The sequence below is a fragment of the Pseudonocardia sp. genome (genome assembly GCF_025965585.1).
In the GTDB taxonomy this organism is placed as follows: domain Bacteria; phylum Actinomycetota; class Actinomycetes; order Mycobacteriales; family Pseudonocardiaceae; genus Pseudonocardia.
Window position 1 is genome coordinate 1 of record NZ_JAOPWR010000542.1, and the last position, 22,816, is coordinate 22,816.

Sequence of the window (22,816 nt, forward strand, 5' to 3'; positions counted from 1 at the left end):
TTCTCAGCCTCTGACTCACACGAGAGAGGCCCCGGACATCGTCCGGGGCCCCTTCCGCGCGCCCCAGATCAGGGGATGAACCACTGCGGCCCCGGACATCGTCCGGGGCCGCTTTCGTGCGCCCGAGATCGGGGGATGAACCACTGAGGCCCAGGACCGGATCGGTCCTGGGCCTCAGTGGTTCAGAGCTGTTCCTGCTTACTCACCGCCGGCGAGCTTGGCCCGCAGCGCGGCCAGGGCCTCGTCGCTGGCCAGGGTGCCGCCGCCACCAGTGGCGGCCGGGGCGTCCGGACCGGCGGCGTCGTCGCTGGAGTAGCTGCCACCCGCAGCTGCCTCGGCGTCGGCTTCCTTCGCCGCGGCGATCTGCTTGCGGTGCGCCTCGAAGCGAGCCTGGGCCTCTGCGTACTGCTTCTCCCACTCCTCGCGCTGGGACTCGAAGCCCTCGCGCCACTCCTGCGTCTCGGGGTCGAAGCCCTCGGGGTACAGGTAGTTGCCCTGCTCGTCGTAGGAGGCGGCCATGCCGTAGGCGGCGGGGTCGAACTGCTCCTCGTCGCCGACGACGCCCTCGTTGGCCTGCTTGAGCGACAGCGAGATCCGGCGCCGGTCGAGGTCGATGTCGATGACCTTGACCAGGAGCTCGTCGCCGACCTGCACGACCTGCTCGGGGATCTCCACGTGGCGCTCGGCCAGCTCGGAGATGTGCACCAGGCCCTCGATGCCCTCGTCGACGCGCACGAACGCACCGAAGGGGACGAGCTTGGTGACCTTGCCCGGCACGATCTGGCCGATCGCGTGGGTGCGGGCGTAGAGGCGCCACGGGTCTTCCTGCGTGGCCTTGAGCGACAGGGAGACGCGCTCGCGGTCCAGGTCGACGTCGAGGACCTCGACGGTGACCTCCTGGCCGACCTCGACGACCTCGGACGGGTGGTCGATGTGCTTCCAGGACAGCTCGGAGACGTGCACCAGGCCGTCGACACCACCGAGGTCGACGAACGCACCGAAGTTGACCACCGAGGAGACGACGCCCTTGCGCACCTGGCCACGGGCCAGCTGGTTGAGGAACTCGCTGCGCACCTCGGACTGGGTCTGCTCCAGCCACGCACGGCGGGACAGGACCACGTTGTTGCGGTTCTTGTCCAGCTCGATGATCTTGGCCTCGATCTTGCGGCCGACGTACGGCTGCAGATCGCGCACGCGGCGCATCTCGACCAGCGAGGCCGGGAGGAAGCCGCGGAGCCCGATGTCCAGGATCAGGCCGCCCTTGACGACCTCGATGACCGTGCCCTCGACCGGCTCGTCGGCCTCCTTGAGGGCCTCGATCGTGCCCCAGGCGCGCTCGTACTGCGCGCGCTTCTTGGACAGGATCAGGCGGCCTTCCTTGTCCTCCTTCTGGAGGACGAGGGCCTCGACGTGCTCTCCGACCGACACGACCTCGGCGGGGTCCACATCATGCTTGATCGACAGTTCCCGCGAGGGGATGACGCCCTCGGTCTTGTAGCCGATGTCGAGCAGGACCTCGTCGCGGTCGACCTTGACGATCGTGCCTTCGACGATGTCGCCATCGTTGAAGTACTTGATCGTCAGGTCGATGGCGGCGAGGAAGTCCTCCTCCGACCCGATGTCGTTGATGGCGACCTGCGGGGTCGAAGAGGTCGGGGCGGTGGTGGTGTCGGTGGACATGTAGTGGGGTGCTCCGGTGATGGATGGATTGGTGGTGCGGACCTGGTGGTGTACGGCTTGTGACGTGGTGCTGTCACCCTCAAAGCTTGACGATGGAGACCAGTGCGGTCGAGAAAACCGGGCGACCCGGACGAACCCCGGGGAGCCTGACGCGACGTTGACCACAATGCGCTCCCCATGCTACGCGGGACCGGATCACCGGGGCAACGCGGGTACCCCCCTCCGAACTGCCACGATGACCCCGTGAGCGGAGCTTGCGGAGCGAACCGAGAACACAGTGCCCTGCGCGCAGCGCCGAGCTCGCGCAGCGAGCGAGTGCGGTGAGCGCGGAGGAGGAGCTGGGCACCGCGGCGGTCGCGAGGCGGCCGGTGGACGAGGCGGAGTCGCAGCGCGCGAGCCGCCTGTGGTGGGACGCGGACGCGGCCGACTACCTGGCCGAACACGGTCCCGACATCGGCGACGCCGACTTCGTCTGGTGTCCCGAGGGGCTGCGCGAGGCCGACGTCCGGCTGCTCGGCGACGTGGCGGGGGCACGGGTGCTGGAGGTGGGTGCCGGATCGGCGCCGTGCTCGCGCTGGCTCGCCGTGAACGGGGCACGGCCGGTGGCGCTGGACCTGTCGGGGACGATGCTGCGCCATGCCGCGGCGCTGGGCGTCTCGACCGGTGTGCCCGTTCCGCTGGTGCAGGCGGGCGCGGAACGACTGCCGTTCGGCGACGCGGTGTTCGACGTGGCGTGCTCCGCGTTCGGCGCCGTCCCCTTCGTCGCGGACCCCCGGCAGGTGATGCGCGAGGTGTGCCGCGTGCTACGGCCCGGCGGGCGCTGGGTGTTCGCCGTCAACCACCCCATGCGCTGGATGTTCTCCGACGACCCGGGCCCCGACGGGCTGGTCGTCCAGCAGTCGTACTTCGACCGGACGCCGTACGTGGAGGTCGACGCGGCCGGCGCGGCCACCTACGTCGAGCACCACCGCACGCTGGGCGACCGCGTGCGCGACGTCGTGGCCGCGGGGCTCGTGCTCGACGACGTCGTGGAGCCGGAGTGGCCCGAGGGCCGCGAACGGATCTGGGGCCAGTGGTCGCCGCTGCGGGGCGCCCTGTTCCCCGGCACCGCGATCTTCGTCTGCCGCCGGCCCGGCTGAGTCCGGCCGCACCGGGGTCTCACGGCGGTGATGTCCCCGCACTGCATAAGGTCGAACGGTGCCGATCGATCCCGAGAACCTGCCTCCAATGCTGGGCGTCGAGCAGCTGGCCGACCGGATGGGGCTCGAGATCCTGAAGATGAGCCTCGACGAGGTGGTCGGCCGCCTGCCCGTGGCGGGCAACAAGCAGCCGTTCGGGCTGCTGCACGGCGGTGCCAGCGCGGTGCTCGCCGAGACGCTGGGCTCCACCCTCTCGGCGCTGCACGCGATGCCCGAGCGCTTCCCCGTCGGCCTGGAGCTGGCCTGCACCCACCACCGCTCAGCCACCGAGGGCTGGGTCACCGGCGTGGCCCGGCCCGTCCACGTAGGGCGCAGCACGTCCACCAGCGAGATCGTGATCACCGACGAGCGGGGCCGCCGCACGTGCACGGCCAAGCTCACCTGCCTGCACCGCGACACGCTGCCCGCCACGGCGCGCTGAGAGCCGACCTCGGCCCGCGGCAGCGCACGTCGAACCCGCGAACGGGTGCGAACGCCCCGCCCTTCGCCAGCGCAGAGATGATCACGTTGGTGGCGTCGTGGGTCTCGATGGCCGGCGTGCGGTGGATCAGCTGGACGACTCGAAGAACATCGTGTGTCCGAGCGCGGTCAACGAGCCGAGAACCAGGCCGTTGGCATCTGGGACACCGACGTGGGCAGCAGGTCCGTCGGTGAACGCCTTCGCCGCGGGGAGGCCGGCCTTCTCCCGCGCGACGACCTTGCCACCGAGCTCGCGATCTCCATCGCCGCCCGGTCGGCCGGACCGGCTCCGCAGGTCTTGCCGTCATCGATTACCGCGATGTTCTTCTCGCCGGCCTCGCCGATCAGGTACCGGGCGCCGAACGGGGCCCTGCTCGAGGTCGGTGGTGGCCACCCGGAAGTAGCTCTTGAAGGGCCGGACGGGCGCCGTGACGGCGTTGGCGCCCAGCGTCAACGGTCCCGGACGTGGAGACCCGCCGTCTGACACCCGCAGATCGTTCGCCCTGTCCATTGATCACGATGTGGGAACAGAGCGTTGAACGCTCCTGTGCAACCCAACCACGAAAGGCTAGCTTTTCAGCCCGTGCCATTCCCCGATCGGGGTGGCGGCCGCGTCACCCAGCGGTCATTCGGTTCATGGAGGTAGCAGTTGTCTCGATCATCACGCGCGCGGACGTTGTCGGCGGCGGTCGTGCTGTCGTTTGCGCTGGCCTCCTGTGCGGCGAACACGGGCTCGACCCCGGCGCCCAGCGGTGGCGGCGCCGGCAAGGTCGATGTACCGGCGGTGACGAACCTGCCGGTGCCTCCCGACGCGGTGACGCCGGCAGGCGACGGCAAGGCGACGTGCAGCAGCGGGATCAGCATCGCCTACGCGGGCGCCGAGACCGGCGCCAACGCCCAGCTCGGCATCAACATCTACAACGGCGTCCAGCTCGCCGTCAACCAGCACAACAAGGCCAACCCGGGCTGCCAGGTCGCGTTCAAGAAGTTCGACACCGAGGGTGACCCCGGCAAGGCGCCCGGCGTCGTCACCCAGGTGGTCAACGAGCCCGACATCCTCGGCGCCATCGGGCTGCCGTTCTCGGGCGAGTCCAAGGCGACCGGACAGATCTTCCAGCAGGCCGGCCTCGTGCACCTCACCCCGTCGGCCACGAACCCGAGCCTGACGAAGAACGGCTGGACGACGTTCTTCCGTGCTCTGGGCAACGACTCCGTGCAGGGCCCGGCGGCTGCGAAGTTCATCACCGGGAAGCTGCAGGCCAAGAAGGTCTGCGTCATCCAGGACGACTCCGACTACGGCATCGGCCTGGCCACGGCGATCAACGGCGCGCTCGGCGGCGCGGCCGCCGACTGCCAGGACAAGGTGACCACCGGCCAGAAGGACTTCTCGGCCGTCGTCAGCAAGATCATCAATGCGAAGCCGGACGCCGTGTTCTACTCGGGGTACTACGCCGAGGGCGCACCGCTCGACCAGCAGCTGGTCAACAAGGGCTACACCGGCACGTTCGTCGGACCGGACGGTGTGAAGGACGACCAGTTCATCAAGCTCGCGGGTGACGCCTCGGGCAACGCGTTCTTCACCTGCCCCTGTGTGCCGGGCGAGCTGCTGCCGACGTTCGCCGACGCATACAAGGGCGTGAGCGGCGGGGCGGCTCCCGGGACGTACTCGCTCGAGGGCTACGACTCCGCGACGATCCTGCTCAAGGGCATCGACTCCGGCATCAAGGACCGGGCGGGGCTGCTGCAGTTCGTCAAGAACTACAACGCCGACGGCTTCAGCAAGCACTTCCAGTGGGACGCGACGGGTGAGCTCGCCACCACGGCGGTGTACGGATACAAGGTCGAGAACGGCAAGATCGTCTACGTCGGCACCATCTCCTAACCGACCGCCGACGACCATTTCCGCATACGGACGACGGGCATGCCCGCCGGTGACGACGTCGTCGCCGGCGGGCATGCCTGTCCCCAGGCCAGGAACGTGAGCCCGTGCTGACCACTCTTCTCGCCCAGGGACCCGACTGGATCTCGTTCGACACGACGAGCTTCGTCCAGCAGTTCTGGAGCAACACGATCGACGGCCTCGCCTACGGCGCGATCTACGCCCTCATCGCGATGGGCTACACGTTGGTCTACGGCGTGCTCAGACTGATCAACTTCGCGCATTCCGAGGTCTTCATCGTCGGCGCCTATGCCGTGTTCTTCACGCTCTCGGCGCTGGGCTTCGGCTCGTCGGCGCCCGGGCTGAGCGTCGGGGCACTGGTGGGTGACCTCGCGCTGGCGATGGTCGCCGCGATGGTGGTGTCCGGCATCGTCGCGGTGATCCTGGAGCGGGTCGCCTACCGGCCGCTGCGGCGCCGCGGCGCTCCCCCGCTGGTCTTCCTCATCACCGCGATCGGCGCCTCGTTCACCCTGCAGTACCTGATCTTCATCTGGCGCGGGGCGAACCCGGAGCAGGCTCTGATCATGTTCCGGCCGGAGCCGATCTTCAGCGTCTTCGGCACCGACGTCGACAACCAGCAGATCACGATCATCGTCGCCGCCCTGCTGATCATGGTGATCGCCGACGTGTTCATCAACCGCACCCGGCTGGGCCGCGGGCTGCGCGCTGTCGCGCAGGACCCCGACACGGCGACCCTCATGGGGGTCAACAAGGAACGCGTCATCATGCTGACGTTCCTGGTGGGCGGGATCCTCGCGGGCGCCGCATCGCTGTTCTACGTGATGAAGGTGCCCTCGGGCGTCCAGTACAACGGCGGCTTCATCCTCGGCATCAAGGCGTTCGCCGCAGCGGTGCTCGGCGGCATCGGCAACATCCGCGGTGCGCTGCTGGGCGGGCTGCTGCTCGGCATCATCGGGAACTACGGTCAGACCCTGCTCGGGAGCGCGCAGTGGACCGACGTCGTCGCGTTCGTGGTGCTCATCGTCATCCTGATGGTGCGGCCCACCGGCATCCTGGGCGAGTCGCTGGGAAAGGCACGGGTATGACCACCACGACGAACGCCCCTGCGGCGGGGCGTACCGGCGTCCGCGGGCCATGGCGCGACCGGTGGAACAGCCTCTCCCGCCCGCAGCAGTGGGCCATGCTGATCCCGGTGGTGGTCCTGATCTACCTGCTGCCGGTGCTCGACCCGCCGCTGTTGACCACCGAGCCGGGCACCAACTTCCCGATCGCGATGTTCAACGCCGCCCGTTTCGCGCTCGTCGCCGTCGGGCTCAACGTGGTCGTCGGCCAGGCCGGCCTGCTCGACCTCGGCTACGTCGGGTTCTTCGCGATCGGCGCCTACGTCGCGGCCATCTTCACCAGCCCCGACTCGATGGCCGCCAAGCTCCCCTACCTCGCCTGCCTCCCGCTGGCGATGGTGGTGACCATGGTCTTCGGCCTGATCCTGGGCGCGCCCACGCTGCGGTTGCGCGGCGACTACCTGGCGATCGTCACCCTCGGGTTCGGCGAGATCGTGCGGCTGCTCGCCACGATCGTCACGCCGTTGAAGGGGCAGGTCGGGTTCCAGCAGGTGGGGAGCCCACCGGGCATCGGATCCGACGGTCAGCCGATCTTCTCCAACTCCAACGGCACCGCGTGGTACTGGCTCGTCGTGACGCTGACGATCGTGGTCCTGCTGCTGGTGGGCAATCTGGAACGCAGCCGGGTCGGCCGCGCGTGGGTGGCCATCCGCGAGGACGAGGACGTCGCCCAGATCATGGGCGTGCCCACCATCCGGTTCAAGCTGTGGGCCTTCGTCATCGGAGCCGCGATCGGCGGCCTGTCCGGGGCGCTGTTCGCCGGCCAGGTCGGGTTCGTCAACAACCAGAAGTTCGACGTGCCGACGTCCGTGCTGTTCCTGGCGGCCGTGGTGCTCGGCGGGTCCGGCAACAAGGTCGGCGTGCTGCTGGGGGCGTTCCTCGTGTCCTACATCCCCGACCGCTTCACCGCGCTCGCCGACTACAAGTACCTCATCTTCGGAGTGGCTCTCATCGTGTTGATGATCTTCCGTCCGCAGGGGTTGCTCGGCGCCCGCCAGCGCTTGCTGGCCAACGGCCGGACCGCCTACCAGCGGCTGGTCGGGCGGCCCGAACAGCTCAGCAAGGACAGCTCGCTCACCGCCGAGGGACGTACCTCCTGATGGCCGAGGACACCGGGCCCGACACCGAGGTGGACGGTGGAATCGTCGCCGAGCTGGAACGGATGACACCAGCCGAACGGGAGGTGCACCAGGCCGAGGTTGCCGAGGTCGTCGCGCCGGACCGGGAGATCGCCGTCGACGTCGGTGACACGCTGCTGAGCCTGCAGGACGTCACCATGCGCTTCGGCGGGCTCGTAGCCCTCGACAGCGTGTCGTTCGACATCCGGCGCGGCGAGATCCTGGGCCTGATCGGACCCAACGGGGCCGGCAAGACCACCTGTTTCAACGCGATGACCGGCGTGTACCGGCCGACGTCGGGCAGCGTGCGGCTCGAGGGCAAGCCGCTCGGCCGCCAGCAGCGCTACCAGATCACGCGTCTCGGGATCGCGCGCACGTTCCAGAACATCCGGCTGTTCGGCGAGATGACGGCGCTGGAGAACGTCGTGGTGGGGGCGGACGCCCGGCACCGGACGAGCGTGGTCGGCGCTCTCCTCCGGCTCCCCCGGCACCACCGGGAGGAGCGCGAGGCCGTGGAGCGGGCGATGGCGCTGCTCGAGTTCGTCGGGATCGCCGACCGGGCCGCCGACAAGGCCCGAAACCTGCCCTACGGCTACCAGCGCCGCCTCGAGATCGCCCGGGCATTGGCCACCGAGCCCAAGCTGCTGTGCCTGGACGAGCCAGCCGCGGGCTTCAACCCGGCGGAGAAGGACAACCTCATGGGGTTGATCCGGAAGATCCGTGACGACGGCTATACGGTGCTGCTCATCGAGCACGACATGCGTCTGGTGATGGGCGTGACCGACCGGATCGTCGTGCTGGAGTTCGGGAAGAAGATCGCCGAGGGCCTGCCGATGGAGATCCGCGACAACCCGGCCGTGGTTGCCGCCTACCTGGGAGTCCCCGACGATGGCGTTGCTTGAACTGGCAGACCTCTGCGCCCACTACGGCCGGATCCAGGCCCTGTCGGGTATATCGCTCACCGTCGAGGAGGGCGAGGTCGTCACGCTGATCGGCGCGAACGGCGCCGGCAAGACCACCACGATGCGCGCGATCTCCGGCATCCGGCCGATCTCGTCGGGCACGCTGACGTTCGACGGGGAGGACATCACCTCCCTCCGCGCCGACCTGCGGGTTGTGCGCGGGATCTCCCAGTCACCGGAGGGGCGCGGGGTGTTCCCCGGGATGACGGTCATGGAGAACCTCGACATGGGCGCCTACACACGCAAGGACCGCAAGGGACTCGCCCAGGAGCTGGACCGCGTCTTCGCCCTGTTCCCCCGTCTCGCCGAGCGCAGGACGCAGGTCGGCGGCACCATGTCGGGCGGCGAGCAGCAGATGCTGGCGATCGGCCGGGCGTTGATGGCCAAGCCGCGACTGCTGCTGCTCGACGAGCCGTCGATGGGGCTCGCGCCTCAGTTCATCCAGCAGATCTTCCGGATCATCACCGAGATCAACGAGCAGGGCACCACAGTCCTGCTCGTCGAGCAGAACGCGCAGCAGGCGCTGTCGCGTGCCGACCGGGCCTACGTGATCGAAACCGGCCGGATCGTCAAGACCGGCACGGGCCGTGAGCTGCTCGACGACCCGTCGGTCAAGGAGGCGTACCTGGGCGTGGCCTGACGGGGCTCGCTCACGGCTTGGGCGCGGCCAGCCCGTCGACGACGGCCTCGGCGACGGCCTTCATGGTGGTGCGGCGGTCCATCGCGGTGCGCTGGATCCAGCGGAAGGCCTCCGGCTCCGACATGGACTGGCGGGTCATCAGCAGGCCCTTGGCGCGGTCGACGACCTTGCGGGTCTCCAGCCGCTCGGTGAGCGTGACGACCTCGTCCTCCAGCGCGCGCTTCTCCGCGAAGCGGGACACGGCCAGCTCGATGGCCGGCACGAGCTCGTGACGGGCGAAGGGCTTGACCAGGTAGGCCATGGCACCGGCATCACGTGCCTGCTCGATGAGATCACGCTGGCTGAAGGCCGTGAGCATGACGACGGGGGCGATGCGCTCCTCGACGATCATCCCGGCCGCCGCGATGCCGTCGACCTTCGGCATCTTGACGTCCATGATCACCAGATCGGGCTCGAGCGACCGCGCGAGCTCGACGGCCTGCTCCCCGTCGCCCGCCTCACCGGCGACGACGTAGCCCTCCTCGCTGAGCATCTCGGTGAGGTCCAGGCGGATGAGCGCCTCGTCCTCCACCACCAGCACCCGGAGTCCGACAACGGGTCCGGGGTCGTTGCTGGGCGTGCTCTCCTCGGAAACCTGCTGGGTCACAGGGCTACTCCTTCACCGGAAGGGTGGAACCGGAAGGATTCAGAATAGCGGCCGGGAGGGACGCGGCGACCCGCCCGGCGCTGTGACGTCGGTGATCCCCCGGGCACCCGCTAAGATCCCGGCGGAAGCCCTCGTAATCCAACCGGCAGAGATAGCGGTCTCAAACACCGCACAGTGTGGGTTCGAATCCCACCGAGGGCACCGTATCGTCGTTGACCTGCTTCACGCGCCCGCGACCTCCGCGTCCCCCAGCGCGCGCAGGGCGTTGCGGCCGGCCAGCTTCGCGCAGTCGTCCTCGCTCCAGCCGCGGTCGAGCAGCGCCGTGAACAGGGCCGGGTAGCAGGAGACGTCCTCCAGGCCGACGGGCAGCTCGGGGGTGCCGTCGAAGTCACCGCCGATGCCGATGTGGTCGACGCCCGCCACCTCGCGGGCGTGCTCGACGTGCGCGACGACGTCGTCCAGCGTGGCCTGCGGGCACGGGCGCCCGGTCCAGGCCTGCTCGAAGGCGTCGCGAGAACGGTGGTCGCGGTGGTCGAGACCGGCCGCGCCCATCGCGTCCTGCAGCTCGCGGTCCCACGCTGCAGCGGCCGCGGAGACGAAGCGCGGGACGAACGTCACCATGCACACTCCCCCGTTACCGGGCAGGGCGGCGAGCACGTCGTCGGGCACGTTGCGGGGGTGGTCGGTGACGGTGCGGCAGGACGAGTGCGTGAACACCACCGGCCTGCTCGTGACGGCCAGCGCGTCGCGCATCGTGGTGGCGGCGACGTGGGAGAGGTCCACGAGCATGCCGATGCGGTTCATCTCCCGTACTACGTCGCGGCCGAAGTCGGTGAGCCCGCCGTGCACGGGCTCGTCGGTGGCCGAGTCGGCCCAGTCGGTGTTGAGGTTGTGCGTCAGCGTCATGTACCGGACCCCGAGCCGGCCCAGGGCACGCAGCACGCCGAGCGAGCCGTCGATGCAGTGGCCACCCTCGGCGCCGAGCAGCGAGCCCACGCGGCCGCCGTCGAACCCGGCTCGGGCCGCCGCCGCGGTGGTGGCGAGCGCCAGGTCGTCCGGGTAGGTCTCGGTGAGCAGGTGCACGAGCTCCACCTGCTCCAGGACGGCGGCGGTGGCGGCGGCGCCGGTCAGCGAGCACGGCACGAACACCGACCAGAACTGCACGCCGACGCGGCCGGCGCGCAGCCGCGGTAGGTCGGTCTGCAGGGCGGGCACGCCCACCGTGATGTCGGTGCGGGCCACTGCCGCGGCCGGGTCGGGGCCTCCCAGGGCCCGCAGCGCCCACGGCAGGTCGTTGTGCCCGTCGACGAGCGGGGTGGCCTCGAGCAGGGCCAGGACCCGGTCGTGAGTGGCGTTCGTGTCCATGGCTCCAGTATCCGGAAACGACCTCCGACCTCAGGTTCCGGATCTTTCAGGGCGTTCCGGACAGCCCCCTTCTCTCATCTGAACAAGTCCACAATCATTGCCACATGACCGCACCGACGGCGCCGAAGCGCTTCGACCGCACCGACTGGCTCCATGTGGGAGGGATGGCCGGGTTCATCGCCCTGCTCACGGCGATGGGCTGGTTCGTGATGATCGCGATCGTCGATCCGGCCGGCTACTCGGTGGGGACGCAGGGTGCGTTCGGCACGGGCCTTGGCCTCACGGCGTACCTGCTGGGCATGCGCCACGCGTTCGACGCCGACCACATCGCGGCCATCGACAACACCACCCGCAAGCTGGTGGGCGACGGTCAGCGGGCGCGCGGCGTCGGGTTCTGGTTCTCGCTGGGCCACTCGTCGGTGGTGTTCGTGCTCTGCCTGTTCCTCGCGCTCGGGGTGCGCACCGTCACCAGCGCGCTGGACGACGACGGCTCGGCGGCCCGTCAGGTCCTCGGCGTCGCCGGGACGATCATCAGCGGCGCGTTCCTGGTGGCGCTGGGGCTCCTCAACCTCATCGCGTTGGTGGGGATCGGCCGGGTGTTCGCGCGCATGCGGTCCGAGGAGCTCGACGAAGCGGAGCTCGAGCACCACCTCAACTCCCGCGGTTTCCTCGCCCGCATCCTCGGCAAGGTCCTGCGCATGGTGAACAAGCCGTGGCACATGTTCCCCGTCGGCTTCATCTTCGGGCTCGGCTTCGACACCGCCACCGAGGTGACGCTGCTGGTGCTGGCCGGCGGCGCCGCGGCGTTCGCGCTGCCCTGGTACGCGATCCTCGTGCTGCCGGTGCTGTTCGCAGCCGGCATGAGCCTTTTCGACACCGCCGACGGCGTGTTCATGTCCGCCGCCTACGGCTGGGCGTTCCTCAAGCCGGTGCGCAAGGTCTTCTACAACCTCACGGTCACGGCGCTGTCCGTGCTGGTGGCCCTCGTGATCGGCGGCATCGAGCTGCTGCAGCTGCTGGCCACCGAGACCGGCGCCACCTCGGGCCCGCTGGCCGCGATCGCCGGCCTCGACCTGGAGCACGTCGGCTACGTCATCGTGGGCCTGTTCGTGGCGACATGGCTGCTGGCGCTGGGTGTCTGGCGGTTCGGGAGGATCGAGGAGCGCTGGACGGCCGACGCGACGCCGGTCGAGTCCACCTGAGCCCCGGCGTGCGACGGTGGGGGCATGCCCCCACCGTCCGACCGTGACCCCTCAGGCACGAGCCGCTCCGACCGGGGCCCCTCCGACCGCGACCGCGACGCCGGCGGCCGGCCCCGCAACGCCCGCCCCCGCGACGCGGCGGGACGGCCGCTCCCCCGGGGAGCGACGGGCGTGGAGCGGGTGCCCGACGACCTCGTCCTCACCGCCGACGAGGCGGTGACCGAGGCCCAGCGCCTCCTTGACGCGGGGCTGCCGTTCCCCGCACACGACGTCCTCGAGGCCGCGTGGAAGGCCTCCCCCGCCGCGGAGCGGGAGCTGTGGCGAAGCCTGGCCCAGCTCGCCGTCGGCCTCACCCACGCCCAGCGCGGCAACACCCGGGGCGCGGTCTCCCTGCTGGAGCGGGCCGCGGAACGGCTGGCCGGCTGGGGCGGCCCGGTGCCCGCACAGCTCGACGTCACAGGCCTGGCCGCCTTCGCCGGCCACACGGCCCGCCTCATCGATGGCACCGGCCCGGCCGGAGCCGACCTGCGGCCCCGGCTGCGGCGCGCGCCCTCCGCGATGGAGCAAAAATCGGCACCGGACCAGCCCCGATAGCTGCCACAGCGCGGAGCGTGGCCCCGAAAGGCGCCGCCTGCGCGGGACACCCTCCGCGGTGGAGCGTCCCACTCCGCTGCGGATCGGCCCGACAGCCGCCACTGACGCGGAGGGTGGCCCCCGACCTGGGGTCGGGACCGTGACCGACCCGAGCACCGTGTTCCCGCCGGGCTTCTTCGACCGCGACGGCCCCGGGGGACCTCCTTTACGCGGTCTGGGCGTCCTCTACGCGGTCTGGGCGTCCGCGTCGGATCAGGCGTCCAGGTAGCCGAGGTCCTTCAGCAGCACCGCGCACAGGTTCGGGCCGAGAGCTTGCCCACCATCGAGTCACCTCCTCACGGGTTCGGCCCTGATCCTGTAACTTCCTCTTGACAGTTTTTACTATGGAACGGTCGATGTCATCGCCCGTTCAGGAACGGAGGGCCGGCGAAGTGGGTGAAAGCAGGACCGCATCGGCATCGCTGGGACTCCTGGTCGGCCGGCTCGAGCACCGCATGTCGCGCCGGGTCGAGGCCGCCCTCGGGGGCCCGACGCTCGAGCAGTGGCGGGTCCTGGACCTGCTGTCGGACGGCGAGGGTCACCCGATGACCGAGATCGCCACCCACGCGATGGTGCCACCGCCGACGCTCACCAAGATCGTCGACCGCCTCATCGAGTCGACGCTGGTCTACCGCAGGCCGGACGAGGCGGACCGCAGGCGCATCCTGGTGTTCCTGTCCGAGCGTGGCCAGGAGGAGCATGCCGCCCTCGCTCCGCGGGTCGCCCTCGCCGAGCAGGACGTCGTGGCCGACCTGGACCAGGCGGACCTCGCCCGCCTGACCGACCTGCTGGAACGCCTCAGCCGCTGAACCGCCGTCGACCCATGGGCCGATGCGTGATGACATCTCGACATACTTGCACCCGCATGTTGCATCGGTGAGAACTCGCGCAACGGGATCCGTTGGTCCCCCACCTGCGGCCGGGCGATCATGGCCCGCATGCCCACCACCGCGCTTCCGGGGGGGACGGGATCATCGGGACCGGCGAACCGGACGACGGCGCCTGGCACGACCTGCTCGCCACGGGCCGGCGCGCCTGACGCCGCGCACGACCTCCGGTCAGCTGCCGCCGGGGTTCAGCGTCACGGTGATCGGCTTGTAGCTGCTATCCACCACGTCGACGCCCTGCGCCTTGAGCATGTCGATCGCCTTGGCCACGTAGTCGTTGGTGTAGGCCTGCGCGTCGGGGTCCTTGGTGAGCACGGTCTGGCCGTCGGCGTTCACCGCGGTGCGGGCCACCTTGACCGTCTGGGCCCAGGCGGCGGTGTCGATCGAGCCGGCGCCCGCCGCGGGCGAGGGCCAGATCAGCTTGTTGACCTCGTTGATCTGCCACAGCTGGTGGCTCGCCCCGAGCTTCGATCCGGCCTTGACGACGATATCGCGGCACGCCTGCACGTTGTCACGGCAGTACACCCAGCCCTTGAGCGAGGCGGCGATGAACCTGGTCGTGGTGTCCTGGTAGACCGGGTCGGACAGCTTCTCGGTGTTGGCCCAGATCGCGTCCTGGAGCATCGCCGTGCCGACGTCGTTCCAGTTGATGACGTTGAAGTCCGACGGCTGGTAGAGCCGGCCGGTGGCAGGGTTCTTCGCCTCGAGTACCTGCGCGTACTCGTTGTAGGACATGGCCTGCGCGGCGTCGATGTCACCCGACAGCAGGCCCTGCATGTCGAACTGCTGCTGCACGAGCGTCACGCCGGTGGCGGGCACGATCCCGGCCTGGGACATGCCGGCGAACAGCTCGAACTCGTTGCCGAAGCCCCAGTTGCCGACCTTCTTCCCGGCGAGCTGCGCAGGGCCGGTGATGTTCTTCTCCTTGAACGACACCTGGCGCGTGCCGGAGCGCTGGTAGACCTGCGCGACGTCGGTGATGCCTGCGCCCTGCTCGCGCGACGCGAGTGCCTTGGGCACCCACGCGATGGCGTAGTCGGCCTGGCCCTGGGCCAGCACCGTCTGCGGGACGATGTCGACGCCACCCTCCTTGATCGTGACGTCGAGGCCCTGGTCGGAGTAGTAGCCCATCTCCTTCGCGGCGAGGTAGCCCGCGAACTGGCCCTGGGTGAACCACTGCAGCTGCAGCGACACCGGCGTCAGGCCGCCGGCGGCCGGGGTGGTGGAGCTGTCACCGGCCTGCGGTGTGGTGGAGCAGGCGGCGGTGACCGCCGCGGACAGGGCGGCCGCGACAGCGAGCAGTCGCAGGGATCGTCGGGACAACAGGGCCTCCGGGGGGTGGTGGTCAGATGGGACGACGGCGGGTGGCGAGCCGCTCGGCGAGCAGCCCGGCCAGGTGGAACACCAGCCCCAGCACGATCGAGGCGGCGACGAAGGCCCACGCGCGCGCGTAGGCGGTGTTGGCGGCGGCCGAGGAGATCCGGCTGCCCAGACCGTTCTGCAGTCCCCCGAAGTACTCGGCGACGATCGCGGCGATCACGGCGGCCGGAGCGGCGAGCCGCAGGCCGGTCGCGATGTACGGCACCGCGCCGGGCACCCGGACGAACCGCGCGAACTGTGCCGGGGTGGCCGCCAGCGCGGTCATCAGCTCGGCGTGCACGGGCGCCACCGCGCGCAGCCCCCGCGCCGTCGACACGAAGACGGGAACGACCACCACCACGGTGACCACGAGCCGCCGCGGGATCTCGGTGGTGGAGCCGAACATCGTGGTGAACACGGGCGCGAGTGCGACGATCGGCACGGCGCTCGCGGCCAGCACCACCGGTGTCGTCAGCTCCGCGATCAGCCGCGACGCCGACGCGAGCAGCGCGAGCAGGACCCCGACCAGGAACCCCGCCACGAGCCCGACCAGCGCGTTGCCGCCGGTGACGGACGTGGTCTCGAGGATGACGGGGAGCTGTGCCCCGATCTGCGCGCCGATGGCGGTGGGCGCGGGCAGCAGGAACGCGGGCACGCCGGCCGCGGTGACGCCGACCTGCCACCCGACGAGCACGAGCAGCCCCAGGACGACCGGCGGCCACACGCCCGAGAACCCCACCGCGCCCCGACGTGCGGCACGCCGGTCGGAACGGGGCGCGGTCACGACCCGTGGCCCTTGCGGAGGGCTTCGCGGACCGCCGTGATCGCCGCGAAGAACGCGCTCGACTCGCGGACGTCGTCGATGTGGTCCGGGGCGAGGTCGCCGGGACCGACACACGGACCGGCGCCGGGGCGACAGCCGTCCACGATCTCGGTGATCCGCCCCGGGCGCGGCGACATGACCACCACGCGGTCCGACAGCACGGCGGCCTCGGGGATCGAGTGCGTCACGAACAGTACGGCGGCGCCGGTCTCGCGGGCCAGCCGCAGCAGCTCGGCCTGCATGCGCTCGCGCGTCATCTCGTCCAGGGCGCCGAACGGCTCGTCCAGGAGCAGCAGCCGCGGGCTGGGCGCGAGCGCGCGGGCGATCGCCACCCGCTGCTGCATGCCGCCCGAGAGCTCGCCGGGGCGCGACCCGGCGAAGTCGGCGAGCCCCACCATCGCCAGCAGCTCCGCGACCCGCGCCCGGCGCTCCGCCTTGCCCATGCCGTGCACCTGCAGCGGCAGCTCGACGTTCTCCGCGACCGTGCGCCACTCCAGCAGCCCCGCCGCCTGGAACGCGATGCCGTACTCCTGGTCGAGCCGGGCCTGCCGCGGGTCCTTGCCCGCCACCAGCGCGGTGCCGCCCGTCGGCTCCTCGATGTCGGCCACCACCCGCAGCAGCGTCGACTTCCCGCAGCCCGACGGGCCGATGAGCGAGACGAACTCGCCGTCGGCGACGGTCAGGTCGATGCCGTCGAGGGCGTGGACTCCGCTGTCCTCGGGGCCGAAGCGCTTGTCCAGGCCCGCCAGCTCCACGGCACTCACCCGACACTCCCCCGGTACCGCTTCAGCCCGACGTCCAGCAGGGCCACCGCGGCGGCCGCGACGAGCCCGAGCACGGCGGCACCGAGGATCGCGGCGTACATCTGCGACGGGTCGCCCGTTGCGGCCTGGGCGTAGGAGATGATCAACCGGCCGATGCCGCCGCGCGTGCCCGTGGAGATCTCCGCGACGATCGCGCCCACCACCGCCGCGGCGGCCGCCAGCCGCACCGCGGGCACGACGTGCGGCACCGAGGCCGGCAGCCGCAGGCGCAGCAGCGTGGTCCACCAGCCGGCGGCGAGGGAGTGGAACAGCTCGACGTCGGCCGTCGCCGGCGAGCTGAGCCCCCGCAGCATGCCGACGGCGATCGGGAAGAACGCGAGGTAGGCGGAGATGACCATGACGCTGGTCCAGGGCTGCCACGCCATGCCCAGGATCTGGATCCTGCCTCCCCAGCCGGCGACGAGCGGCGCGACCGCGATGAGCGGCACCGTCTGCGACGCCACGACGTAGGGCAGCGCAGCCCGCTGCACGAGGCCGGAGCGCTGCATCACCAGGGCGAGCAGCACCCCGAACACTCCGCCGATCACGAGCCCGCCGAGCGCCAGTCCCAGCGTGAACAGCGCACCGGACGCGACCGCGACGCCGATCGGGCGGGCCCCGGGCGCCGCGACCTCCGGGTCGCCCAGGCGGCCCAGGACCGTCCACACGTGTGGCATCGCCGCGTCGTCGGTGCGGGGCAGCAGCCGGGTGCCCCCGACGAGCACGCCGTCGGCGGGCAGCACCAGCTTGGCCAGCTCCCACGCCACGGCCAGGAGGACGAACGCGGCGACGGCGGTCAGCACTGGGCGTGATCTGCTGATCATGCGCGCGACTCCTGACGTCGTCCCCTCACCCGATCGGGGCGAGAGTGCGATCCTGCGAGGAGTTCATGACTACGGCATCACCTGCCTGTTGCCAACAGGAGCAGCCGATCAGCGGGGCATCCGCCGCCACAACGCTCGCGGAGCGTGCCTGAGCAGCGCGAACACCGGCTGCAGGGCCGCCGGCACCCACACCTCGCTCCGTCCGGACCGCAGCGCGGCGACCGTGGCGTCCGCCACCTGGCCGGGGGTGGACGACAGCGGCGCGGGCGTCATGCCCTCGGTCATGCGGCCGATCACGAACCCGGGCCGGACGAGCAGCAGGCGCACGCCCGTGCCGTGCAGGGCGTCGGCCAGGCCGCTGGCGAAACCGTCCAGGCCTGCTTTCGCCGAGCCGTAGACGTAGTTGGCGCGGCGCACCCGGGCACCCGCGACCGAGGAGTACACGACGAGAGTGCCGTCTCCCTGGGCCCGCAGGAGCGTGGCCAGCCGGGTCAGGATCGCGACGTGCGCGACGTAGTCGGTGTGCACGATCTGCACGGCGTGCTCGGGGTCGGCCTCGGCGCGGGACTGCTCGCCGAGCAGCCCGAACGCGACCACCACGACGTCGAGCCGGCCGTGCCGGGCCACCAGGCCGTCGAGCAGCGGCTGGTGGGAGGCGAGATCGTCGGCGTCGAACTCGACGCGCTCGACCGCCACCGCACCCGCCTCGCGGACGGTCGTCTCCTCGGCGTCGAGGTCGCCGCTGCGCCGGGCCGCGAGCACCACCGTCGCGCCGGGCGCGAGCCGCCGCGCCACCGCCAGCCCGATCTCGCTGCGACCTCCGAGCACCACCACCGTCCGCGTCACGCGAGGGAGCGTGACACATGCCGGAAACAGCGTCGATCTAGCGTGGTGGGGTGCCCGAGATGCTCTTCGCCGTCCGCTGGCCCGACGGATCCCAGCAGGAGTTCTACTCCCCGTCCCTGATCGTGGAGGAGTACCTGGAACCCGGGGCCGCGTACCCGGTGGCCGAGTTCGTGGAACGCTGCCGGACGTCGCTGATGATCGCGAGCGACCGCGTCCGGGCCAAGTACGGAATGGGCTGCGCCGAGTCCGCGATCTCGCTGGCCACGATCGAGCGCACGGCGTCCGCATTCCCCGAGGGTGACGTGCGCGTGGAGCGCTTCAGGAGATAGCAGGGCCGCGCACGCGTGCCGTCGACCTCCAGTACGTGTGCACGCGGTGCAGGCCGACCGGGTCGGGCCGGTCGGGCGAGCGCGTGGCGAACACACCCGTCACCCGCCGCTGCGGGCCGTCACGCGGGCGGGTGCGCGGCACGGTGCGGTGGGCCCGGTGCGACCACCGATCGGGCGGACCCGGTACCCGCCGGTCATCGGGCCGCCTCGATGTGGGCCGCGACGTCGATCACGGCCGCGGCGAACTCCGCGGGGGCCTCCTGCGGCACGTTGTGCCCGGCGGCGACCCGGCGGTGCGCCACGAGGTCGGTGAAGTGGCGCTCGTGCTCGGCGGTGGTGCGGGACGCGTCTTCCTACCCGGTCACCAGGTGTCCACGACATCCGCCCGTTCCCCGACCGCGGCGGCGCCGAGTGCGGCGTCGATCACCGCGCGCGTGTCGGCCGGGTCGATCACGTCGTCGATCTCCAGCACCGTCGCCGTGCTGAGCGCCTTGCCGCGCTCGTACAGCTCGGCCACCAGCTCCCGGTAGCGCTCCTCGCGCGCCGCGTCGTCGGGCAACGCGTCGAGCTCGGCGCGGTAGCCCAGCCGCACGGCGCCCTCCAGACCCATCCCGCCGAACTCGCCGCTGGGCCAGGCCACGGTGATCACCGGCTCGGTCATCCCGCCGCCCGCCATCGCCATCGCGCCCAGCCCGTAGGCCTTGCGCAGCACCACGCACACCAGCGGGACGCGGGCGTTCGCCCCGGCCACGAACATCCGCGACACGTGCCGCACGGTGGCGGTGCGCTCGGCGTCGGGCCCGACCATGAAGCCCGGGGTGTCGCACAAGGAGACGACGCCGAGGCCGTGCGCGTCGCAGAGCTGCAGGAAGCGGGCGGCCTTGTCGGCGGCGTCGGCGTCGATCGCTCCGCCCAGGTGGCGCGGGTCGTTGGCCATGATCCCGACGGGGCGTCCGGCGATCCGGGCCAGCGCGGTGACGATCCCCGCCCCGAACGCCGGTCGCAGCTCCAGCACGGAACCGGTGTCGGCCAGGGTCTCGACGACCGCGCGCACGTCGTAGGCCCGGACGCGGTTCTCGGGCACGAGGTGGCGGAGCGTCCTTTGCTCTGCGCACCGATACGCGGCGGGGGCGACGGTGGCGGCCGCGGTGCTCCCTGGTGCGCAGAGCGGCTCTGCACACCCCGGCGCACCAGCCGCGTCCGCCACCAGCCCGAGGTAGTGCTTCGCCGCCACCACGGCCGCGGCCTCGTCGGGCACCAGGACGTCGACCACGCCGTTGCGGGTCTGCACGTCCATCGGGCCGACCTCGCCCGGCGCGAACTCCCCCAGCCCGCCACCGGAGATCATGGCCGGGCCGCCCATGCCCAGGCTCGCGCCCTCCGTCGCGATGATCAGGTCGGCGCACCCGGCCAGCGCGGCGTTGCCCGCGAAGCAGTGGCCCGACACGATCGCCACCACCGGCACCGTGCCCGACAGCCGCGCGAACCCGGCGAACGTCGTCAGCTCCAGGCCCGAGACCGTCACGTGGTCGGTGTCGCCCGGCCGCCCGCCGCCGCCCTCGGCGAACAGCACGAACGGCAGGCGGTGGCGCTGCGCGAGGTGGATGAGCCGGTCGGTCTTGCGGTGGCCCTGGAAGCCCTGCGTGCCGGCGAGCACCGTGTAGTCGTAGGCGGCCACCACGCAGCGCCGCCCGTCGATCTCGCCGATGCCGCCGACCAGGCCGTCGGCGGGGGTGCGGGCGATGAGGTCGTCGAGGGTGCGGCGGCGGCGCTGCCCGGCCACGACGAGGCCGCCGTACTCGCGGAACGTGGCCGGGTCACAGAGGTCCTCGACGTTCTCCCGGGCGGTGCGCTGCCCGGTGCGCCGGCGGCGGGCGACGGCCTCGGGGCGGGCGTCGTCGAGCAGGGCGGCGCGCCGCGCGAGGACCTCGGCGAGATCGGGGCGGACGTGATCGGGGTCGATCTCCTCGGTCCCGGCCGGGCCGTCCGGGGCGTCGGCGGGGTCGACGACGGCGAGCAGGTCGCCCTCCGCCACGACGTCGCCCACCGCGACCGCGACGCGCACCACCCGCCCCGAAGCGGCGACGGGATGCTCCATCTTCATCGACTCCAGCACGGCCACCGGCCCGGCGAGCAGCTCGCCCGCGGCGACGACCTCCACCACCACGCCCGCGAGCGGCGCGCGCACGCCGACCGAGCCCTCCGGGAGCGAGCCATCGGCCTGGTGCTCCGCGCGCGCGGAGGCGCCAGGCGGGGTCGCCCCGGGCGGCGGGGCGTCGCTGTGCCGTGCTTCGGCCGCAGCCAGGAGCTCCACCCGATGGTCGTCGACGAACGTCGTGGTCGCCGCCGAGAGGCCGGGACTGGCCAGGATCGCCGCGAGGAGGCCCCGGTTCGTGGCCACCCCGTCCAGCTCGAACGCCGCGAGGGCGCGGGCCGCGCGGGCGACCGCCGTGGGACGGTCCGCGCCGCTCACGACCAGCTTGGCCAGCAGCGGGTCGTACCGGGGGTCGACGACCGTGCCGACCCGGGCGGCCGTGTCGACCCGGATCCCGCGCCCGGACGGCGGCGCGAACCGCGTCAGCGTGCCCGCACCCGGGCGCACCTCGCCGTCGGCGGTGAGCGTCTCGGCGTTGACGCGCACCTGGACGGCGCTGCCGCGCGGTACGGGCGCGGCGTCCAGGACGAGGCCGGCGAGCGTCGCCCCGCCGGCGATCCGCAGCTGGGCCGCGACGAGGTCGACGCCGGTGACCTCCTCGGTGACGGTGTGCTCCACCTGGATCCGGGGGTTGACCTCGAGGAACACGAACCCGGCCGCATCCACCAGGAACTCCGCGGTGGCGACGCCGCGCAGGCCGGCGGCGAGCCGGACCGCGGCCTCGTGGAGCCCGGCGGGCACGTCACCGGCGGGGGCGATCTCGACGAGCTTCTGCCGGCGGCGCTGCACGCTGCAGTCGCGGTCGCCCATCGCCACGACGCGCTGACCGTCGCCGACTAGCTGCACCTCCACGTGGCGGGCCCCGACCCGCAGCTCCTCCACGAGGACGTCCCCGCCCACCTCCGACCGGCAGCGCTCGAACGCCGGCCCGATGTCCTCCCCGGGCGCCACCACCCGCATCCCGCGACCACCGCCGCCCCCGACGGCCTTCACCATCACCGGGCCCTCGATCCCGGCCGCGAACGCCCGTGCCCCGGCGAGGTCGACCGCCCCCGTTCCCGCGGCCACCGGCACCCCCAGCGCGACGGCGTGGGCGCGGGCGGCGGCCTTGTCGCCGAACAGGTCGAGCAGCTCCGGCGACGGCCCGACCCAGGTCAGCCCGGCCGCCACGCACGCTCGCGCGAACCCCGCGTCCTCCGCGAGGAAGCCGTAGCCGGGGTGGACGGCGTCGCAGCCGGTGGCGACCGCGGCGGCGACCAGCGCCTCCGCGTCGAGGTAGGCGGCGGGGCCGCGGCCGGGGAGCGCTCGGCCGTCCCCCGGCTCGTCGGCGGCCCGCACGACGACGGCGGCCAGCCCGAGGTCGGCGGCCGCGTCGAGCACCCGGACGGCGATCTCGCCACGGTTGGCCACCAGCAGACGGGCGAGCGGCATGATCCGCATCCTGCCTCAGCGGCGACGGCCATACTGACCCGATGCGTGCCGCCGTCCTGGGTTCCCCAGTCGCCCACTCGCTCTCCCCCGTCCTGCACACCGCCGCCTACCGGGCGCTCGGCCTCGACGGATGGAGCTACGACCTCCACGAGTGCGACGAGGCCGGGCTGGCCGGGTTCGTGGCCGGGCTGGGCTGCGGCTGGGCCGGGCTGTCGCTGACCATGCCGCTCAAGCGCGTCGTCCTCGGCGTCGCCGAGGAGGTCTCGTCGACGGCCGCGGCCGTCGGCGCCGCCAACACCCTCGTGCTCACCGACGGACGGCGCTTCGCCGACAACACCGACGTCATCGGCATCGTCGCCGCGCTTCGCGGGGCGGGGCTGGGCGGTCCGGGGCCGGGCGGTCCGGGCGCGGGCGGGCGCGCCGTCGTCCTCGGC

The 22,816-nt window shown here is 71.8% G+C and carries 20 protein-coding genes, 1 tRNA gene and 2 pseudogenes; 13 read left to right on the plus strand and 10 right to left on the minus strand.

What is annotated here, in order from left to right:
* Positions 1-198: 198 nt before the first annotated feature.
* Positions 199-1,680: a 30S ribosomal protein S1 gene (gene rpsA / locus JWR81_RS33350; protein WP_297661906.1), complete on the minus strand. Its 1,482-nt coding sequence runs from the start codon at positions 1,678-1,680 to the stop codon at positions 199-201.
* 320 nt (positions 1,681-2,000) lie between these two features.
* On the opposite strand from rpsA, the gene JWR81_RS33355 reads away from it, so the two are divergent.
* The 7 genes from JWR81_RS33355 to JWR81_RS33385 all read left to right on the plus strand — a co-directional run bounded on the left by JWR81_RS33355 (position 2,001) and on the right by JWR81_RS33385 (position 9,079).
* Entirely contained in the window at positions 2,001-2,819 is an 819-nt protein-coding gene (locus JWR81_RS33355) for a class I SAM-dependent methyltransferase (protein WP_297661907.1), read from the plus strand.
* An 88-nt stretch (positions 2,820-2,907) separates the two neighbouring features.
* Positions 2,908-3,300, plus strand: a complete 393-nt coding sequence (locus JWR81_RS33360) for a hotdog fold thioesterase (protein WP_297661941.1) — start codon at positions 2,908-2,910, stop codon at positions 3,298-3,300.
* Positions 3,301-4,122: 822 nt separating this feature from the next.
* The gene (locus JWR81_RS33365) at positions 4,123-5,220 is read left to right on the plus strand and encodes a branched-chain amino acid ABC transporter substrate-binding protein (RefSeq protein ID WP_367278897.1); all 1,098 of its coding nucleotides are present in this window, start codon (positions 4,123-4,125) and stop codon (positions 5,218-5,220) included.
* Between the two features lie 107 nt (positions 5,221-5,327).
* Positions 5,328-6,323, plus strand: a complete 996-nt coding sequence (locus tag JWR81_RS33370; RefSeq protein ID WP_297661943.1) for a branched-chain amino acid ABC transporter permease — start codon at positions 5,328-5,330, stop codon at positions 6,321-6,323.
* Positions 6,320-7,459 carry a branched-chain amino acid ABC transporter permease gene (locus JWR81_RS33375; protein WP_297661910.1) on the plus strand — a complete coding sequence of 380 codons (1,140 nt, stop codon included), beginning with the start codon at positions 6,320-6,322 and terminating at the stop codon, positions 7,457-7,459. The genes JWR81_RS33370 and JWR81_RS33375 overlap by 4 nt, the downstream gene beginning before the upstream one ends.
* A complete protein-coding gene (locus tag JWR81_RS33380) occupies positions 7,459-8,379 on the plus strand; it encodes an ABC transporter ATP-binding protein (protein WP_297661911.1) in 921 nt (306 codons plus the stop codon). The genes JWR81_RS33375 and JWR81_RS33380 overlap by 1 nt, the downstream gene beginning before the upstream one ends.
* Entirely contained in the window at positions 8,366-9,079 is a 714-nt protein-coding gene (locus tag JWR81_RS33385) for an ABC transporter ATP-binding protein (RefSeq protein ID WP_297661913.1), read from the plus strand. The genes JWR81_RS33380 and JWR81_RS33385 overlap by 14 nt, the downstream gene beginning before the upstream one ends.
* Positions 9,080-9,089: 10 nt before the next feature.
* Here JWR81_RS33385 and JWR81_RS33390 read toward each other — a convergent pair whose 3' ends face one another.
* Positions 9,090-9,659, minus strand: a complete 570-nt coding sequence (locus JWR81_RS33390; protein WP_297661945.1) for a response regulator — start codon at positions 9,657-9,659, stop codon at positions 9,090-9,092.
* A 193-nt stretch (positions 9,660-9,852) separates the two neighbouring features.
* Between JWR81_RS33390 and JWR81_RS33395 the strand changes: the two genes are divergently transcribed.
* A tRNA-Leu gene (locus JWR81_RS33395) sits at positions 9,853-9,926 on the plus strand.
* A 21-nt stretch (positions 9,927-9,947) separates the two neighbouring features.
* Here JWR81_RS33395 and JWR81_RS33400 read toward each other — a convergent pair.
* Positions 9,948-11,090, minus strand: coding sequence for a dipeptidase (locus JWR81_RS33400; protein ID WP_297661915.1), 1,143 nt, complete (start codon positions 11,088-11,090; stop codon positions 9,948-9,950).
* A 104-nt stretch (positions 11,091-11,194) separates the two neighbouring features.
* On the opposite strand from JWR81_RS33400, the gene JWR81_RS33405 reads away from it, so the two are divergent.
* From JWR81_RS33405 to JWR81_RS33415, 3 genes are all read left to right on the plus strand, one after another.
* Positions 11,195-12,292: a HoxN/HupN/NixA family nickel/cobalt transporter gene (locus JWR81_RS33405; protein WP_297661917.1), complete on the plus strand. Its 1,098-nt coding sequence runs from the start codon at positions 11,195-11,197 to the stop codon at positions 12,290-12,292.
* A 24-nt stretch (positions 12,293-12,316) separates the two neighbouring features.
* Complete coding sequence (locus JWR81_RS33410) at positions 12,317-12,886, plus strand: DUF309 domain-containing protein (RefSeq protein WP_297661919.1); 570 nt, start codon at positions 12,317-12,319, stop codon at positions 12,884-12,886.
* 431 nt (positions 12,887-13,317) lie between these two features.
* Positions 13,318-13,734: a MarR family winged helix-turn-helix transcriptional regulator gene (locus tag JWR81_RS33415; RefSeq protein WP_297661921.1), complete on the plus strand. Its 417-nt coding sequence runs from the start codon at positions 13,318-13,320 to the stop codon at positions 13,732-13,734.
* 249 nt (positions 13,735-13,983) lie between these two features.
* On the opposite strand, the gene JWR81_RS33420 is transcribed toward JWR81_RS33415, so the two are convergent.
* From JWR81_RS33420 to JWR81_RS33440, 5 genes are all read right to left on the minus strand, one after another.
* A complete protein-coding gene (locus JWR81_RS33420; protein WP_297661928.1) occupies positions 13,984-15,135 on the minus strand; it encodes an ABC transporter substrate-binding protein in 1,152 nt (383 codons plus the stop codon).
* Positions 15,136-15,157: 22 nt separating this feature from the next.
* Positions 15,158-15,955 carry an ABC transporter permease gene (locus JWR81_RS33425; protein ID WP_297661931.1) on the minus strand — a complete coding sequence of 266 codons (798 nt, stop codon included), beginning with the start codon at positions 15,953-15,955 and terminating at the stop codon, positions 15,158-15,160.
* Positions 15,952-16,758, minus strand: coding sequence for an ABC transporter ATP-binding protein (locus JWR81_RS33430; protein ID WP_297661933.1), 807 nt, complete (start codon positions 16,756-16,758; stop codon positions 15,952-15,954). The genes JWR81_RS33425 and JWR81_RS33430 overlap by 4 nt, the downstream gene beginning before the upstream one ends.
* Positions 16,755-17,621 (minus strand): ABC transporter permease, encoded by an 867-nt coding sequence (locus tag JWR81_RS33435; RefSeq protein WP_297661935.1) that lies wholly within the window; start codon positions 17,619-17,621, stop codon positions 16,755-16,757. The genes JWR81_RS33430 and JWR81_RS33435 overlap by 4 nt, the downstream gene beginning before the upstream one ends.
* A 108-nt stretch (positions 17,622-17,729) precedes the next feature.
* Positions 17,730-18,467, minus strand: a complete 738-nt coding sequence (locus JWR81_RS33440; RefSeq protein WP_297661937.1) for an SDR family NAD(P)-dependent oxidoreductase — start codon at positions 18,465-18,467, stop codon at positions 17,730-17,732.
* A gap of 59 nt (positions 18,468-18,526) precedes the next feature.
* Here JWR81_RS33440 and JWR81_RS33445 point away from each other — a divergent pair, with 59 nt between their 5' ends.
* Entirely contained in the window at positions 18,527-18,796 is a 270-nt protein-coding gene (locus tag JWR81_RS33445; RefSeq protein ID WP_297661947.1) for an MSMEG_0570 family nitrogen starvation response protein, read from the plus strand.
* Here JWR81_RS33445 and JWR81_RS34645 read toward each other — a convergent pair.
* Both JWR81_RS34645 and JWR81_RS33450 read right to left on the minus strand, forming a co-directional pair.
* Positions 18,786-18,944 (minus strand): annotated as a pseudogene (locus JWR81_RS34645) (TrmO family methyltransferase); the annotation flags it as partial. The gene JWR81_RS33445 and the pseudogene JWR81_RS34645 overlap by 11 nt on opposite strands.
* Before the next feature lie 213 nt (positions 18,945-19,157).
* Positions 19,158-22,382 carry a carboxyl transferase domain-containing protein gene (locus tag JWR81_RS33450; RefSeq protein ID WP_297661939.1) on the minus strand — a complete coding sequence of 1,075 codons (3,225 nt, stop codon included), beginning with the start codon at positions 22,380-22,382 and terminating at the stop codon, positions 19,158-19,160.
* Between the two features lie 41 nt (positions 22,383-22,423).
* On the opposite strand from JWR81_RS33450, the pseudogene JWR81_RS33455 reads away from it, so the two are divergent.
* Positions 22,424-22,816 (plus strand): annotated as a pseudogene (locus JWR81_RS33455) (shikimate dehydrogenase); the annotation flags it as partial.